At 70.0% G+C, this 15,197-nt stretch carries 16 protein-coding genes; 13 read left to right on the forward strand and 3 right to left on the reverse strand.

The genetic code is table 11. From position 1 onward, the window contains the following. Both ACLQ7T_RS02630 and upp read right to left on the reverse strand, forming a co-directional pair. Window positions 1–1,754, reverse strand: a 1,754-nt coding sequence (locus ACLQ7T_RS02630; RefSeq protein WP_420478006.1) for a type I secretion system permease/ATPase, incomplete at its 3' end; no start/stop codon positions are given. Between the two features lie 86 nt (window positions 1,755–1,840). Next, on the reverse strand, window positions 1,841–2,485 hold the full coding sequence (gene upp, locus ACLQ7T_RS02635) for a uracil phosphoribosyltransferase (protein ID WP_420478007.1): 645 nt from the start codon (window positions 2,483–2,485) through the stop codon (window positions 1,841–1,843). A gap of 91 nt (window positions 2,486–2,576) precedes the next feature. Between upp and ACLQ7T_RS02640 the strand changes: the two genes are divergently transcribed. The 13 genes from ACLQ7T_RS02640 to ACLQ7T_RS02700 all read left to right on the forward strand — a co-directional run bounded on the left by ACLQ7T_RS02640 (window position 2,577) and on the right by ACLQ7T_RS02700 (window position 14,026). Continuing rightward, complete coding sequence (locus ACLQ7T_RS02640; RefSeq protein WP_420478008.1) at window positions 2,577–2,879, forward strand: hypothetical protein; 303 nt, start codon at window positions 2,577–2,579, stop codon at window positions 2,877–2,879. 164 nt (window positions 2,880–3,043) lie between these two features. Beyond that, a complete protein-coding gene (locus tag ACLQ7T_RS02645; RefSeq protein WP_420470946.1) occupies window positions 3,044–3,343 on the forward strand; it encodes a PadR family transcriptional regulator in 300 nt (99 codons plus the stop codon). A 25-nt stretch (window positions 3,344–3,368) separates the two neighbouring features. Further along, window positions 3,369–4,478, forward strand: coding sequence for an HAAS signaling domain-containing protein (locus ACLQ7T_RS02650; protein WP_420478009.1), 1,110 nt, complete (start codon window positions 3,369–3,371; stop codon window positions 4,476–4,478). A 63-nt stretch (window positions 4,479–4,541) separates the two neighbouring features. Next, window positions 4,542–6,317, forward strand: coding sequence for an SLC13 family permease (locus tag ACLQ7T_RS02655; protein WP_420478010.1), 1,776 nt, complete (start codon window positions 4,542–4,544; stop codon window positions 6,315–6,317). Window positions 6,318–6,453: 136 nt separating this feature from the next. Continuing rightward, complete coding sequence (locus ACLQ7T_RS02660) at window positions 6,454–7,554, forward strand: bifunctional transcriptional activator/DNA repair enzyme AdaA (RefSeq protein ID WP_420478011.1); 1,101 nt, start codon at window positions 6,454–6,456, stop codon at window positions 7,552–7,554. Next, on the forward strand, window positions 7,538–8,068 hold the full coding sequence (locus ACLQ7T_RS02665; RefSeq protein WP_420478012.1) for a methylated-DNA--[protein]-cysteine S-methyltransferase: 531 nt from the start codon (window positions 7,538–7,540) through the stop codon (window positions 8,066–8,068). Before ACLQ7T_RS02660 ends, ACLQ7T_RS02665 begins: the two co-directional genes overlap by 17 nt. A gap of 53 nt (window positions 8,069–8,121) precedes the next feature. Beyond that, window positions 8,122–8,946: a hypothetical protein gene (locus ACLQ7T_RS02670; protein ID WP_420478013.1), complete on the forward strand. Its 825-nt coding sequence runs from the start codon at window positions 8,122–8,124 to the stop codon at window positions 8,944–8,946. 161 nt (window positions 8,947–9,107) lie between these two features. Continuing rightward, the gene (gene nadA, locus ACLQ7T_RS02675) at window positions 9,108–10,196 is read left to right on the forward strand and encodes a quinolinate synthase NadA (RefSeq protein ID WP_420478014.1); all 1,089 of its coding nucleotides are present in this window, start codon (window positions 9,108–9,110) and stop codon (window positions 10,194–10,196) included. A 33-nt stretch (window positions 10,197–10,229) separates the two neighbouring features. Continuing rightward, window positions 10,230–10,397, forward strand: a complete 168-nt coding sequence (locus ACLQ7T_RS02680) for a hypothetical protein (RefSeq protein ID WP_420478015.1) — start codon at window positions 10,230–10,232, stop codon at window positions 10,395–10,397. 114 nt (window positions 10,398–10,511) lie between these two features. Continuing rightward, window positions 10,512–11,384, forward strand: a complete 873-nt coding sequence (locus tag ACLQ7T_RS02685) for a metalloprotease (RefSeq protein ID WP_420478016.1) — start codon at window positions 10,512–10,514, stop codon at window positions 11,382–11,384. After that, complete coding sequence (locus ACLQ7T_RS02690; RefSeq protein WP_420478017.1) at window positions 11,381–12,901, forward strand: L-aspartate oxidase; 1,521 nt, start codon at window positions 11,381–11,383, stop codon at window positions 12,899–12,901. The genes ACLQ7T_RS02685 and ACLQ7T_RS02690 overlap by 4 nt, the downstream gene beginning before the upstream one ends. Continuing rightward, complete coding sequence (nadC, locus tag ACLQ7T_RS02695; protein ID WP_420478018.1) at window positions 12,898–13,743, forward strand: carboxylating nicotinate-nucleotide diphosphorylase; 846 nt, start codon at window positions 12,898–12,900, stop codon at window positions 13,741–13,743. The genes ACLQ7T_RS02690 and nadC overlap by 4 nt, the downstream gene beginning before the upstream one ends. A 67-nt stretch (window positions 13,744–13,810) precedes the next feature. Beyond that, the gene (locus tag ACLQ7T_RS02700) at window positions 13,811–14,026 is read left to right on the forward strand and encodes a hypothetical protein (RefSeq protein ID WP_420478019.1); all 216 of its coding nucleotides are present in this window, start codon (window positions 13,811–13,813) and stop codon (window positions 14,024–14,026) included. On the opposite strand, the gene ACLQ7T_RS02705 is transcribed toward ACLQ7T_RS02700, so the two are convergent. Continuing rightward, the gene (locus ACLQ7T_RS02705) at window positions 14,027–15,079 is read right to left on the reverse strand and encodes a cell wall hydrolase (protein WP_420478020.1); all 1,053 of its coding nucleotides are present in this window, start codon (window positions 15,077–15,079) and stop codon (window positions 14,027–14,029) included. Window positions 15,080–15,197: the final 118 nt, after the last annotated feature.

Here is a 15,197-nt window from a genome sequence, read left to right on the forward strand (position 1 = left end):
GCCGTCCGGGGCGTGGCCGGGGCCGTCTGCCCCGGCGCGCGCGGCGCGGCGGCGCGCATCTTCTCGAGCACCTCCTCGCGCGGGCCCTCAAGCTGGACCATGCCGTCGCGCATCATCAGCAGACGATCGACCCGGGCCAGGACGCCCGCGCGGTGGGCGATGATCACCACCGCCGCGCCCCGCGCCGCGGCGCCGAGAATGGCCTGCATCAGGGCGGCCTCGCCTTCCTGGTCCAGGTTGGAGTTCGGCTCGTCCAGCACCAGCAGGACGGGGTTGTCATAGAGGGCGCGGGCCAGGGCGACGCGCTGCGCCTGCCCCGCCGACAGGCCCTGTCCGAACGGGCCGAGCACGGTGTCGTAGCCCTTGGGCAGGCGCAGGATCAGCTCATGGGCTCCGGCGGCGATGGCCGCCTGGACCGCGGCCTTGTCGGCGGTGTCCTGATCGACCCCGACGGCGGTGGAGAAGCGGGAGATGTTGTCCTTGATCGTTCCCGCGAACAGGCTCGGCACCTGCGGCAGGTAGCCGATCCAGCGGGCCAGCTCATCGCCTTCGCGCGCTTCGTACTCGGCGCCGTCCAGCCGCACGGCCCCGGCGTGGGGCTTGAGTGCGCCCGCCAGCACGCGGGCGAGGGTGGTCTTGCCCGAACCGCTGGCGCCGACCACGCCGAGGGTCTGGCCCGGTTGAAGGTTGAAGGTCACGCCGCGCAGCTGCGGGGCCTCGGTCTCCGGGAACTTCACCGAGATCCCCTCGACCTGCAGCCGTCCGCGGGGCGCGGGGAGGGCAGTGCGCTCCCGCTCGACGGCGGCCGTGTTGGCGAACAGCTCGGTCAGGGTCTTCCAGCTGGCGGACGCCTGCACCAGCGTCGGCCAGACCCCCACCAGCAGTTCGACCGGCGCGACCGCCCGGCTGAGCAACACGGAAGAGGCGATGATCGACCCGGGGGAGATTTCGCTGCGCACCGCCAGGAAGGCGGCGAGCCCCAGGGCGGCGGACTGCATGACCAGCCGCAGGAATTTGATCGCGCCCGAATAGCGGCCGCCGGTCAGCTGGGCGTCCGCCTGCGCGGCGGTGGCCTGCCGTCGTTGTTCGATCTGGCGCGAGATGGAGGACTGGCGCATGCCCAAGGCGCGCACGACCTCGGCCTGTCCGGCGATGGCCTCCTGGGCGGCGTAGGCGTGGTTCTGGGACTGGATCGATCGGGCCAGACGGGGGCGGGTGTCCCGCTCGTTGAGCCAGGCGAGGGTGAACAGTATGCCTCCGCCGACGAGGGTCAGGACCCCGATCGCGGGGTGAAGCAGGAAGCAGCAAAGCAGGTAGATCGGCGTCCACGGCGCATCGAACAGGGCCAGCATCCCCTGTCCGCCGATGGCGCCGCGGACATTGTCGAACTCCCGCAGGGCCTGGGTTGACGGCGCCCTGGCCTGCAGGTCCATGACCCGCTGCAGCACCTTGCCCGAAAGCAGGCGGTCCAGCCGAAGACCGGCCCGAAGCATCAGCCGCCCGCGCAGCCAGTCCAGCCCGGCGAGGGCCCCCAGGGCGAAGACCGCCACGACGGTGACCAGCACCAGGGTCTCTATCCCGCCCGTCGGGACGACGCGGTCATAGACCTGCATCATGTACAGGGTCGGGGTCAGGTAGAGCAGGTTGACCAGCGCCGAGAAGACCGCGGCCCAGATGAAATGCGGCTTGCACGCCTTCAGCGCCTCGGCCAGGGGCTCGGTCCCTGGTTTGCCGGGAAGCAGGTTCTTAAACACGGGGGAGGTCGGGTCCTGCGGTTGTCCGGCCCCATTCTAACCCGCTGGCGGGCCGGGACAAAGTGGTCTCTGGTCGGGCGGGTCGCCTATCGGGTCCCGAACAGCCGGTCGCCGGCGTCGCCGAGGCCCGGAACGATATAGCCGTGATCGTTCAGGCGGCTGTCCACGGCGGCGGCCCAGACCGGCACGTCGGGGTGGGCGGCGCGCAGCCGGGCGACGCCCTCGGGGGCGGCCACGAGGCAGACGAAGCGGAGGTCCCGAACCCCGCGCGCCTTCAGCCGGTCAACCGCGGCGATGGCCGAGCCGCCGGTCGCCAGCATGGGGTCGACCACGACGCAGAGCCGGTCGGCGACGTCCTCCGGCGCACGGAAGTAGTATTCGACGGCGTCCAGCGTCTCCGGATCGCGATAGAGGCCGACGTGGGCGACCCGGGCGGAGGGAACGAGGTCCAGCATCCCCTCCACCAGCCCCAGTCCGGCCCGCAGGATGGGCACGAAGACCAGCTTCTTGCCCTCGATCCGGCCGCCCTGCGCGGGGCCGACCGGCGTCTCGACCGGCCAGGGCTCCAGCGGCAGGTCGCGGGTGACCTCGTAGCAGAGCAGGGTCGAAATTTCCCGCAGCAGGGTGCGAAACTGGACCGTCGAGGTCTCCTTCGCCCGCATGATCGACAATTTGTGCGTCACCAGCGGGTGATCGACGACGGTCACGCCGTCAGCGGCGAAGGCGGGCATGGCGGGCTCCTGTGTTGGCGCGCTGCATAGCATGCGCGAGGGGTTGCGCGGCGAAGCCGGGTGCGGACTAATGTCGGCTTCGGAGAAGTTCATGCGCGTGCCAACTCGCTCCTCCCTGTTCTGGTGGATCACCGTCCCGGCGGTGATGGTCGCGGGCGTGTTGCTGGTTCAGGTGTTCCGGGCGGCCTGGATTGTAACCCGCGCACCCATCCCTCCGTCCATGGTGGCGGAACCGGAACATCGTCTGTCGTTCGCCGATATGGGTTTCATGGTGCTGGCGGGGGATGATCTGGCGAGCTTGCTGGGAACCAGCCTTGCGTTCGGACTTGGGCTCGGTGTCGTGTGGCTGCTGAGCCAGTGGGCTGTCAGACAGGTCGCGCGCCGCATTCGATAGCGCCCCCGTTTCCCCCGGACGAGGGCTTCGGCCTCACGCGATCGTCGACGTAACAATGCTCGCTTGACTCCCTCGCACAGTATGCGCCATACACTGTGTGTCACACACTATGTGACGCAACAGGAGGGCGTGGCGTGAGCCTCGATCCCGAACTTTTCGAAAGCATGCGGCTGGAGTTGCGCCGCGGGTCGCTGGTGCTGGCGGTGCTCGCCTGCCTGCGGACCGAGCGTTACGGCTACACCCTGCGCCAGGCCCTGGCGGCGGACGGGCTGGAGATGGAGGAATCCACCCTCTACCCGCTGCTGCGCCGGCTGGAGAGCCAGGGCCTGCTGCAGAGCGAATGGCGCGAGGAGGAGAAGCGGAAGAAGCGCTTCTACGTCCTGTCGCCCGGCGGCGTGTCGATGCTGGCCGCCCTGACCGACGAATGGCGGGGCATCAGCGCCTCGCTGGACAAGCTTCTTTGATTATCCGGGGACAAGGGGAAGTCTGATGGACCTGATTGATCGCTATCTGAACGCCGTCGCCGCCCAACTGCCGCAGAGCGAGCGGGCCGACATCATCGCCGAACTGCGGGACATGATCCTGAGCCGTTTCGAGGAGAAGGAGGAGGCACTGGGCCGCCCCCTGACCGAGGCGGAGCAGGAGGACATCCTGCGCGACGTGGGGCATCCGCTGGCCGTGGCGGCGCGCTACGGTTCGGGGCCGCAGCACATCGTGGGGCCGGAGCTCTATCCGTGGTGGATGTTCGCGGTGCGCGCCGGCCTGATCGCCATCGTGGCCATCACCGTGCTGGGCGCCATCGTCCGGGTGGTGGTCGGCGACGTGGAGGCGGGCCGCGCGATCGGCCAGGCCTTCCACAGCATCTTCAACGGGGCGATCAGCCTGATCGGCTTCGCCACCGTCGGCGCCTACATCATCGAGCGGCAGAAGGAGAAGCCGCGCTTCCTGCGGGAATGGCGGGTCAAGGATCTGGGCCTGTTCGAGTTCGGCGGCAACCTGAACGCAGAGGCCGTCTCCCGGGGATTGAGCGAAGGCGACTGGAGCGCCAAACCGGCCGGCAAGGGCAAGGCGCGCGCCGCCTCGCCGACCGTCCGCGCGCTGGGCAGCGCCGTGGGCTGGGGCGTGATCCTGCTGTGGTGGGTCGGCTGGTTGCCGCTGACCCACACGACGCCGGAAGATCTCGGCGCCGTGGTGCACGGGGTCGACTTCGGCCGGATGCTGGCCGAGATGCACGGCCTGCTCTACTGGCCGGTCATCGCCTTCGCCCTGGTGCGGATCGCCTTTGACCTGACCCGCGCCCTGCATCCGAAGGGGGTGCGCTTCACGGCCCTGGGGGACATCGGCTTCGGTCTGGCGGAAGCGGCGCTGTTTGTCTGGGTTTGGCTGTACTCGCCGATGTCGCCGATCGTGTTCGTTCCCGATGTCGAGAGCTTCCTGGACCGGGTGCGCGCCATGATCGAGACCGGCTGGTGGCCGCTGCCGGGCATCCTGATGCTGTGCGTCGCCTTCGGCTTCCTGATTGCGGCGTCCAAGGTCGTCGGGGCGCTGGGACGTCTGGTCACCGGCCGGGATCGGCGGCTGATCGACGCATCGAACTGAACCTTCGGGCGTTAGGCCCCGGCGGCGATCCGGCCGCCGGGGCTTTTCGTTCAGGGAGCGGGCGTGACGCTGCAGCAGGGGCTGGCCTTCGGGCTGGTGGGTTTGACCATCGTCGCCTTCATCTGGGGGCGGTTTCGCTATGACCTGATCGCCCTGTCGGCGCTGGTCCTGGGGCTGGCTGTCGGGGTGATCCCGGCCGAGGCGGCCTTCGACGGTTTCCGCAACGATGTGACGGTGATCATCGCCGCCGCCCTGGTGGTCAGCGCGGCCTTCGCCCGGTCGGGCATCGTCGAGATGGCCCTGAAGCGGGTCCTCCCGCTGCTGAAGACCGAACGCAGCCAGACGCCGGTGCTGACGGTCGCCGTCACCCTGCTGTCGATGGTGACCAAGAACGTCGGGGCGTTGGCGATCATGATGCCGGTGGCGCTGCAGGTCAGCCGCAAGACCGGGTCCTCGCCGTCCCGCCTGCTGATGCCGATGGCCTTCGGCGCCATGGCCGGGGGCATGGTCACCCTAGTCGGCACCGCGCCCAATATCATCGTGGCCGAGGTTCGCGCGGACCTGCTGGGCGAGCCGTTCCGCATGTACGACTATGCGCCGGTCGGGCTGGCCCTGACGGCGATGGCCCTGGCGTTCCTGGCCTTCGGGTACCGGCTTCTGCCGAAGGACCGCCAGGGGGCGGTCGGGCTGGACGAGGCGCTGGCCGCCAACGGCTACGCCACGGAAGCGAGGGTCCCCGAGGACTGGACCAGTCCCACGCCGAATATCCGGACCCTGACCGCGATGGGGGACGGGGAGGTCCGCATCCTCGCGCTGATCCGGGGGCGCAGGCGGGTCGCCAGTCCCCGCTGGAACCACAAGGTCCTGCCGGGCGACACCCTGTTGATCGAGGGCGGCCCGTCGGCGCTGGAGAGCTTCCTGTCGACCAGTCGTCTGCAACTGGTCCGTGAGGACCGGCCGGTGATGCTGGAGCAGCCGACGGATGAGGTGCAGGTCGTCGAGGCGGTGATCGGCCGCAACTCGCCCCTGTCCGGCCAGTCTGTGCGGGCCGCCGACCTGTATGGCCAGTACGGGGTCAATCTGATCGGGGTGTCGCGCAGCGGCTACGAGCTGACCCAGAAGCTGCGGTCGGCGCGGCTGCAGGCCGGGGATGTGATCCTGCTGCAGGGCGGGGAGGCCGGGTTGCCGACGGCCCTGAAGGCGTTGGACTTGCTGCCGCTGGCGGAGCGCGAGGTGCGGCTGGGCAGCGTCCGCAAACGGTTCCTGCCCGCGGTGGTGCTGGCGGTGGCGATGACCCTGGTGGGGTTCGGCGTCGTGCCGGTGTCGGTCGCCTTCTTCGGGGCGGCGGTGGTTATCGTCGCCCTGGGCGGGCTGAAGATGCGCGAGGCTTACGGTGCGCTGGACGGCCCCCTTCTGATCCTCATCGCGGCCCTGATTCCGGTGTCGGACGCCATCCAGAGGACGGGCGGCGCCGACCTGATCGCCGTGGCGCTGAGCGGCCTGTTCACCCATCTGCCGGGCGTGCTGGCGGTCGGCGGCCTGATGTTCGCGGCGATGGCGGTGACGCCCTTCCTGAACAACGCCGCGACGGTGCTGATCGTGGCCCCCATCGGGGCGAGTCTGGCGACCCAGCTGGGCTATAATCCCAACGCCTTCCTGATGGCCGTGGCGGTCGGCGCGGCCTGCGATTTCCTCACCCCCATCGGCCACCAGTGCAACACCCTGGTCATGGGACCGGGCGGCTACCGGTTCGGGGACTATGCGAGGCTGGGGGCGCCGCTGAGCCTGCTGGTGCTGCTGGCCGGGCCGCCGCTGATCCTGCTGTTCTGGCCACTTTAGTTCGGCCGCGGAACGTCGGCCCTTCGGGACCTCCCGACCCGACGCGGCCTGTACGACGGAGGCGGGCCGGTGGGAGGTCCACGCTCATGTCCGAAAACCGCGAGCGTTCCTCTCCGCTGCGGCCTATCTTCCGCTCATGGAAAACCCTGCCGCTCTCGATCAGGAGGCCTGCTATCGCGCCGTGATGACGCGTGATGCGCGGTTTGACGGGCGGTTCTTCGGCTGTGTGAAGACGACCGGCATCTACTGCCGTCCGGTCTGCCCGGCGCGGACTCCAAAGAGAGAGAACATGATCTTCGTCGCCTCGGCGGCGGCGGCCGAGGAGGCGGGGTTTCGCGCCTGCCTGCGGTGTCGTCCGGAGACGGCGCCGGACATGGGGGCGTGGCGCGGGACGTCGAATACGGTGAGCCGGGCCCTGGCCCTGATAGAGGCGGGGGCGCTGGATGACGGCGACGTCGATGCGCTGGCCGGTCGGCTGGGCGTGGGCGAGCGGCATCTGCGCCGCCTGTTCCGCCAGCATCTGGGCGCCGCGCCGGTCAGCGTGGCCCAGACCCGGCGGGTGCTGCTGGCCAAGGCCCTGATCCACCAGACCGACCTGTCGATGGCGCAGGTGGCGCTGGCGTCCGGTTTCGGCAGCGTGCGGCGGTTCAACGAGACCTTTCAGGCCCTGTACGAGCGGCCGCCCTCGGCCCTGCGGCGACGGGGCGAGCGGGCGCATGAGGGCGGGGTGGTGCTGAGCCTGCCCTATGCGCCGCCGTATGACTGGCGCGCGATGCTGACGGCTCTGGCGGAACGGGGCGATGCGGTTGAAGGGCGGCGTTGGTCGCGGGTGCTGGATCGGGAGATCGACGGGGCCGAGGGTTCGGTCCGGGTCGAGCCGGGCGAGGCGGGTCGGGTCACGGTCTGCATCGAGACGACAGAGCTGAAAGCGCTGCCGGGCGTGTTGGCGCGGGTGCGGCGGGTGTTCGATCTGTCGGCGGATCCGGACGCCATCGCGAGAGACCTGTCCGCCGATCCGGCATTGGCGCCTCTGGCGGCGGCGCGACCCGGGTTGCGACTGCCGGGCGACTGGATCGATGACGCGGCCGAGCCGCCCAACGACAGATTGAAGGATGATCGCCTGACCGCGCGCGCTGAGATGTGGCGCCCGTGGCGGGCCTACGGGGCGCTGCATCTGGCCATGGCCGGGGCCGACGCCGCTGAACTGATGGAGCGAGACGATGCCGAAGCGGTCTGAGGCGGAAACCCTGACGCTGGATCGGCTGGCCACGCCGGTCGGCGAGATGCTGCTGGTCACGGGGCCGGAGGGCGCGGTGCGGGCGTTGGAGTTCGCGGGGTACGAGGCGCGGATGCATCGCCTGCTGGCCCGGCACAGCCCGGGGGCGGCCGTGGTCGAGGGGCGCGCTCCCGAGCCGGTGCGCGTCGCGGTGGAAGCCTATTTCGGCGGTGCGCTGACGGCGCTGGACGGTCTGGCGGTGAAGACCGGCGGCACCGTCTTCCAGAAGGCGGTCTGGGCGGCCCTTCGGACCATTCCGGTCGGGGAGACGCGGACCTATGGACAGCTGGCGGCGGCCGTCGGATCACCGAAGGCGATGCGGGCCGCCGGGCTCGCCAACGGCCAGAATCCGGTGGCCGTGATCGTGCCCTGTCACCGGGTGATCGGCGCCGATGGAACCTTGACGGGATATGCCGGAGGCCTTGAGCGCAAGCGCTGGTTGTTGGCGCATGAAGGGCGTGTGACAACCGCTTGACGGCTCCCCGAGTCTGCGTGTCACTGCGCGCGGGATGTGAGGGGTTTCAGGTCATGAAGACGATGCTTTCGGCGGGGCTGGCCATGGCGCTGGGCCTGGGCGCGGCGACGACGGCGACGGCGCAGGACGACGACTGGGAGTTCCAGCAGGACCCGGCGCAGAATATCGCCATCGCGGTGACCCGGTATGACGCCGGCCAGATCATTGTCGTCCAGTGCCGCGACAACCGGCTGACGGTCGTCCTGGGCGGCCTGCCGCGGTCGACGGAGCCCCTGGAGCTGACGGCGAGCCGGGCGGACGGACGATCGGACATCCAGGACTGGGTCTCGAGCGGGGCGCCGGGCGCCTTCCGCGCCGTTTCGCCCGGTCGGGCCGCGCGTTTCCTGAAGGGCGGCGGCCTCTATTCGGTCCGGACCGAGCCTGGCTCGGAGACTCCCTTTACCGGCGCCTTTGACCTGCCGGGCCAGTCCGCCAATGTCGATCAGGTGCTGACGGCCTGTGGCTGGGGCCTCTCCGACGACCGGGACCTGCTCGCCGAGGCCGAGGTCTCGCTTGAGAACGTCGGGCCCACCGTACATCGCCGGTCGTCCAGCCGGAGTGTGGCCCTGCGCTCCCGGCGCCCGAACCCGAACGCACGGCCCGCCCCGCGTCTGCCGACGCCGGAAATGGAGGTCAGCTGCATCGTCCGGAGCGGGCATCTGGCGGAGTGCCGGGCCGATCACGCGGCCAGCGCCGCCCTGCCGCCGGTGATGGGGGTGATGCGGGCCGCCGAAGGGCGTGAGGTCTTCCCCATCGACGGCGCGACCCTGGCCGAGGCCGAGGGCAAGGTGTTCCATGTCATCGGCCATGCGGCGATGCTGCGTTTCGCACCGGACTAGGATTTCGAAATCGGCAGGGCCGGCGGTTCCGGGGTTGAATTCCCGGGCCGTCGGCCTAGATTGCATCCGGCTTATGCTGAAAGTGAGCATAAGTAAGCGGGCGACCCGATCTGTTGGTCGCCGTTCTTTGGGTCGTTGATTTGCTCAGATCGAGCAAAAGGATGGATGCCATGGCGGACGGGATGTTCGGTCTGTCGAAGGAACTGGAGCGCGAGACCGCGCCGGTCTGGGAGAAGGTCAAGGACCACGTCACCCCCCTGGAGTGGCCGGGCTACGCGGCTCTCATCAGCGAGATCAATGCGCTGAAGAAGGAACGGGACGCCGTCATCCTCGCCCACAACTACATGACGCCGGAAATCTTCCACGGGGTCGGCGACTACGTCGGCGACAGCCTGGGTCTGGCCAAGGAAGCTGCCCGGTCGAACGCGAAGGTGATCGTCCAGGCGGGCGTACATTTCATGGCCGAGACCTCGAAGATCCTGAGCCCCGGGAAGACGGTGCTGATTCCCGATCTTCGCGCGGGATGCAGCCTCGCCAGTTCGATCACCGGCGAGGATGTGCGGCTGATCAAGCAGCGCTATCCCGGCCTGCCGGTCGTGACCTATGTGAACACGACCGCCGATGTGAAGGCCGAGACGGACATCTGCTGCACCAGCGCCAACGCGGTGCAGATCGTCGAATGGGCCGCCAGGGAGTGGGGCGTCGACAAGGTCATCCTGATCCCGGACGAGTATCTGGCGCGCAATGTGGCGGCGCAGACCGACGTGGGGATCATCGCCTGGAAAGGCCATTGCGAGGTGCACAAGCGGTTCACCGCGCAGGACATCGCCGACATGCGCGACGCCTGGCCGGACGCCGAGGTTCTGGCCCACCCGGAATGCCCGGAGGAAATCCTCCAGGCGGCTGACTTCGCCGGCTCGACGGCCGCGATGACCGACTATGTGGAGCAACACAAGCCGAAACGGGTGGTGCTGATCACCGAGTGTTCGATGGCGTCCAACATCAAGGGCGACGTGCCGGACGTACAGTTTGTCGGCCCCTGCAACATGTGTCCGCACATGAAGCGGATCACGCTGGAGAATATCCGCGACTGCCTGCGCGACATGAAGTTCGAGGTGACTGTACCCGAGGCGATGGCAGAACGGGCGCGAATGGCCGTGCAACGCATGATAGACCTGCCTCCGCCGCCGATTCCCGCGCGGTATGACCTGGTGAAGGCCAGGCATCACGTGGATGTGGAGCTGATCTGAGTGGTTCGAGTTTGGCGCGTACCGTTTGGCTACATGATCATTATCTGGCGTGCGAAGCAGCGTTGGGTTGCATTCAGACCGGTTCAGGACCTGCGCCGGGTCTATGAAATCCTGAGCCGCCGGGGCGTGCCGAAGAATCTGGTGCGCGAGGCGCTGACGCGGGCCGATCCCGCCGGGGCGCGGGCGCATAATCTGGACTGACACCATGCATTACATTCCGCCTGTCCGCGCCGTCGCGACGGTTGATCGCAAGACCCTGCGGCTTCTCGCCGTACTGGCCTTGTGGCTGAAGGCGGAAAAGGCCACGTCGCGGAGATGAGCGACACCGACACCCCCCGCCGCCCCGGCCCCTGGGACCTCAAGCCTGACGAGACAGGCGCGCCGCGCGGTCTGCATGTTCGGCTGGAGACCAGAGAGGGGCCGGTGGCGTCCACCTCCGCCCATCCGGTCGTTCAGGGACAGGGGCTCGGCTGGGCGCTGATCTCAACCCTGCTGCTGGGCGGGTTGATCTACATGTGGACCCGAAGCTTCGAGATCGTGGCGGCGGTGCTGTTCGGCGTGCTGGTGCATGAAGTCGGGCACATGCTGGCCATGAACCGGCTCGGCATGGGACCGGCGCGTATTTTCATCGTGCCCTTCTTCGGCGGCGCGGCCATCGGTCAGCGGCCGGCGGCCAGCGAGTGGCATGGCGTTCTGGTGGCTCTGGCGGGGCCGGCCTTCGGCCTGCTGGCGGCGATCCCCTTCTTCGCCCTGTATGGATGGACGGGGCAGGGGATCTGGCTGGGCTGCGTGATCGCCATCGCCTTCATCAATCTGATCAACCTCCTGCCCGCTCCCATGCTGGACGGCTCCCGCGCGCTGGGGCCGGTGCTGGCGAAAATCCACCCGATGGTCGAGAAGGTCGTGCTGCTGGTGATCGGCGGCCTTGCGATCCTGTGGGGGGCGTCAAACGGCAGCTGGCTGTTCGCGATCTTCCTGTCGATCGCCCTGTTCAGCTACCTGCGGCGGGGCGTGTGGCGGCCGGATGTGCGACGCCTGACCGTCGGTGAGGCGATCAAGGCGACGGGGTTGTTCGTCCTGACCGCGGCGGCGTGCGTGGGCGTCGGCCTGGCGGCCTTCCTGCCCGGCGCCGAGACCCTGGCGGGCGCCGCCGGCCACGGCGCAAGCCTGCTTGAGTTCGGCCAATGAGCCGGGTTCGTCACGATGGCCCGCTGATTGTCGGCGGCGGACTGGCCGGTCTGTCGGCCGCGCTGGAAGCCGCGCCGCGTCCAACCCTTGTGGTGACGCCCGCGCCCCTGCTGCAGGCCTGTTCCTCGGCCTGGGCGCAGGGCGGTGTCGCCGCCGCGCTTTCGGCGAAGGATGCGCCTGATCTCCACGCCTCGGACACCGCCGCGGCCGGCGCCGGTCTGGTCGATCTGGCCGCCGCCCGGGCCCTGACCGGAGACGGTCGGCAGACGGTGGAGTGGCTGGCCGGTCTCGGCGCGCCGTTTGACCGGGATGTCGACGGCGGCTTTGCGGTCAGCCTGGAGGCCGCCCACTCCCGCGCCCGGGTCGCCCGGGTGGGCGGGGACGGCGCGGGCCGCGCCATCCTCTCGGCGCTGGTCGCCAGTGTGCGCGCCGCGCCGCATGTGACTGTCTGGGAGAACGGGCGCCTGCGCGGGCTCCTTCAGGATGACACGGGCCGGGTGCGGGGCGCGGTGATCGAGCGTGACGGGCGGCTGACGGAGGTCCTGGCTACGGCGGTTGTCCTGGCGACCGGCGGCGCGGGGGGGCTGTTCGCCCGGACCACCACGCCGGCGGCCCTGCTCGGCGAGGGCATGGCGCTGGCCTATCGGGCCGGAGCGGAGATCCTGGACCCCGAGTTCGTCCAGTTCCATCCGACCGCGATCGATGTCGGACTGGATCCCATGCCCCTGGCGACCGAGGCCTTGCGGGGCGAAGGCGCGCGGCTCATCGACGCCGAGGGTCGGTTCCTGCTGGGGGAGGACGCCGACGCCGACCTGAAGCCTCGTGACGTCGTGGCGCGGGCCGTTCATGCGGCGCGGCTGGATGGACGGGGGGCCTATCTGGACGCCCGGACCGCCGTGGGCGGCGCCTTCCCCCATGAATTCCCGGCCGTGTTCGCCGCCTGCATGCGCGCCGGACTGGATCCGCGCGAAACGCCAATCCCGGTCGCGCCGGGAGCCCACTATCATATGGGCGGGATCGCCGCCGGACTGGACGGGCGCACCAGCCTGCCCGGATTGTTCGCCGTGGGCGAGTGCGCGGCGACCGGGGTGCACGGGGCGAACCGCCTGGCGTCGAACTCCCTGCTCGAAGCGGCGGCGTTCGGGCGGCGAACGGGCCGGGCGGCGGCGGCGGAGACGGGCGGGCAGGGGCAGGCGAGCGCCGGCGAGGGCCGCCCCGACCTGGCGCCCGAGGCCCTGACGGCCCTGCGGGTGATGATGAGCGACAATGTCGGCGTCGTCCGTGACGCCGCGGGTCTGGCGCGGGCCATGGTGCTGATCGAACGGCTGGAGCAGGAGGCGCGGGGCGCCCTGCCTGTGCTGGCGGCCCGCCTGATCACCGGGGCGGCCCTGGAACGGCGGGAGAGCCGGGGCGGCCACTACCGCTCGGATTATCCGCAGACCGACGCCGCGCCGCGCCATACGCGGTTGCGCCGTGAACCCGAACTGCCCACTCCGGGCACCATGGCCGCCGAATGATCCCGTCCCTTCCAGACACCCTGATTGAACCGATCGTCCGGGCCGCGCTCGTCGAGGACCTGGGGCGCGCCGGTGATGTGACCGCCAGGGCCTGCATCCCTGAAGGCGCTCGAATGCGGGCGGTCTTCGCGGCGCGGAAACCGGGCGTGCTGGCCGGAATCGGCTGCGTGCGGCTGGCGGTCCTGGCGATGGATCCGCAGGCGTCCGTGACGCTGCGGTTGCGGGACGGCGACCGGTTCGAGGCCGGGGCTGTGCTGGCGGAGGTCGAGGCCGACGCGCGCGCCTTCCTGTCGGCCGAGCGGACGGCGCTGAACCTTCTGGGACGGCTGTGCGGGATCGCGACCCTGACCGGCGCCTATGTGGCGGCGGTCGAAGGAACCGGGGCCCGGATCGCCGACACGCGCAAGACGACGCCGGGGCTGCGGGCGCTGGAGAAGCATGCCGTGCTCTGCGGCGGCGGGCTGAACCATCGCTTCGGCCTGGATGACGCCATCCTGATCAAGGACAACCACGTCGCTGTCTGCGGCGGCGTCGGCGAGGCTGTGCGCAGGGCGAGAGCTGCGGCGGGCCATCTGATGAAGGTCGAGGTCGAGGTGGACGGGCTCGAGCAGCTGGCCGAGGCCCTTGCCGAAGGCCCTGACGTGATCATGCTGGACAATTTCAGCCTGACGGACCTCCGCGAGGCCGTCGCCCGCGTCGCCGGCGCGGTGACCCTGGAGGCGTCCGGCGGGGTCAATCTGGAGACCGTGCGGGCCATTGCCGAAACCGGCGTGAATGTGATTTCGGTCGGGGCCCTGACCCACTCGGCGCCGTCACTGGATATCGGCCTGGACGCGATCTGAGCCGAACGGCGTTCCGGAACAGTCCGGGAGCGGAGTGGTTCTTCTCCTATACGAAAGGAGATCACGGATGACCCACAGTCCGAAAATCCCCAAGGAACAGCGCAGCTTCGCCGATCGCGGCGGCGCGTCGGCGGAGGAGGCGATGACCGCGGATCGCCGGGATGTGGCGACGGGCGCGCAGTCCGGTCAGCCGGGCGATGCAGACGTCAATCTGGAAACGCAGGGACGGTTCGGCAACCTGCGCCAGAACCTGACCACGCACTGGAAGGTGCAGCAGCGCTGATCAGGCGGCGGGACGGCCGGTGTCGGTCGAGGAAAGCGCCGCGATCGGCGTTGCGGCCGGCGCAGTCCCGCGACGCGGAGTTTCAGCCGTCGCGGGCGCGGCCGCCGGAGCCGGGGCCTGCGGAGCGGCGGCGTCATGACCGGCGGCCTGACGTTCCTGCGCGATCAGCAGATTATAGGCGACGGCTCCGGCCTCGCGGGCCGGCGCGATCGGATCAAGGCTGGCCTGAACGACCTGGGGCATGTCCGCGTCGCTGGACCGGCGGGCGGCATAGCTGAAGGCGCTGGAAGCGCCGGAGCGTCCGCCGAAGCGGTAAAACAGATGGTCGCCGACCTGGCTGACGCGCACCAGGCTGTTCCGCCACTGGGGGGAGACCCCGGTGGTGTGGAAATGGGTGGCGTTGCCGACGCCGCTGAACACCGAGCCGGACAGGGCCGACGACGCGACGGCGCGGGCGCGTTCCCAGGCGGCGCGGTTGACGCGGCCGCGCATCGAGCCGTTGCAGGTGAAGCTGAACTGGCAGCCGGTCCGACGCCCCGCGCCCTGGAAGACGACGCCGCAGACCGTCTTGGGGAAGGCCGGGTGACGGACGCGATTCAGAACGACCTGGGCCACGGCGCGCATGCCGTCACGGCCCTCGCCCCGCGCTTCATAGTAGGCCGCCTGGGTCAGGCAATCGAGGTCTCGGGACGCTTCCAGCGCGCCGGACAGCCGGAAGGGCTGTGCCGCGACCGGACCGCCGAGGTTGGCCTGACGCAGGCCGGTGATCTGGACGGGCGCGGAGCCCCGGAGTTGCTCGAGACGGGCGGTGAGCAGTTCCGCCTGACGGTCGCGCTGGCTGGGCCCGGCGACGGTATAGGGATCGTGACGGCGCGCGATGGTCAGCGCGCTTTCGTCGAGACCGCCCGCCGCAGCGGCCAGCGCTTCCTCGGTGAAGCCCGCGGCGCCGGCGCCGTCGATGCGCGAGGCCTGATCCTGAATCGCCGACGCCTTGGCCGCCGCGCCGCCCAGATAGGCGCCGCCGACCGCAAGTCCCACCAGAGCGCCGAACATCGCCGCCGCCGTGCCGGGCCGAATCCGGGCTGCACGATCTACGGGCGGGTTCACACGCGTCTGCGAGGAAGTCGGCAAAGGCTCAGTCCTGTTCGACAGGGCGCAGTGCCGCCCCCGG

Origin of the sequence: Brevundimonas sediminis (genome assembly GCF_048799765.1) — a bacterium.
Classification (GTDB): Bacteria; Pseudomonadota; Alphaproteobacteria; order Caulobacterales; family Caulobacteraceae; genus Brevundimonas.

Bases quoted from the DNA above. Each gene is read 5' to 3' on its own strand.
- ACLQ7T_RS02705 (WP_420478020.1), bottom strand. From the start codon at position 15,079: ATGTTCGGCGCTCTGGTGGGACTTGCGGTCGGCGGCGCCTATCTGGGC.
- ACLQ7T_RS02700 (WP_420478019.1), top strand. From the start codon at position 13,811: ATGACCCACAGTCCGAAAATCCCCAAGGAACAGCGCAGCTTCGCCGAT.
- ACLQ7T_RS02640 (WP_420478008.1), top strand. From the start codon at position 2,577: ATGCGCGTGCCAACTCGCTCCTCCCTGTTCTGGTGGATCACCGTCCCG.
- nadC (WP_420478018.1), top strand. From the start codon at position 12,898: ATGATCCCGTCCCTTCCAGACACCCTGATTGAACCGATCGTCCGGGCC.
- upp (WP_420478007.1), bottom strand. From the start codon at position 2,485: ATGCCCGCCTTCGCCGCTGACGGCGTGACCGTCGTCGATCACCCGCTG.
- ACLQ7T_RS02670 (WP_420478013.1), top strand. From the start codon at position 8,122: ATGAAGACGATGCTTTCGGCGGGGCTGGCCATGGCGCTGGGCCTGGGC.
- ACLQ7T_RS02665 (WP_420478012.1), top strand. From the start codon at position 7,538: ATGCCGAAGCGGTCTGAGGCGGAAACCCTGACGCTGGATCGGCTGGCC.
- ACLQ7T_RS02680 (WP_420478015.1), top strand. From the start codon at position 10,230: ATGATCATTATCTGGCGTGCGAAGCAGCGTTGGGTTGCATTCAGACCG.
- ACLQ7T_RS02660 (WP_420478011.1), top strand. From the start codon at position 6,454: ATGGAAAACCCTGCCGCTCTCGATCAGGAGGCCTGCTATCGCGCCGTG.
- ACLQ7T_RS02645 (WP_420470946.1), top strand. From the start codon at position 3,044: ATGCGGCTGGAGTTGCGCCGCGGGTCGCTGGTGCTGGCGGTGCTCGCC.
- ACLQ7T_RS02690 (WP_420478017.1), top strand. From the start codon at position 11,381: ATGAGCCGGGTTCGTCACGATGGCCCGCTGATTGTCGGCGGCGGACTG.
- ACLQ7T_RS02685 (WP_420478016.1), top strand. From the start codon at position 10,512: ATGAGCGACACCGACACCCCCCGCCGCCCCGGCCCCTGGGACCTCAAG.
- ACLQ7T_RS02650 (WP_420478009.1), top strand. From the start codon at position 3,369: ATGGACCTGATTGATCGCTATCTGAACGCCGTCGCCGCCCAACTGCCG.
- nadA (WP_420478014.1), top strand. From the start codon at position 9,108: ATGGATGCCATGGCGGACGGGATGTTCGGTCTGTCGAAGGAACTGGAG.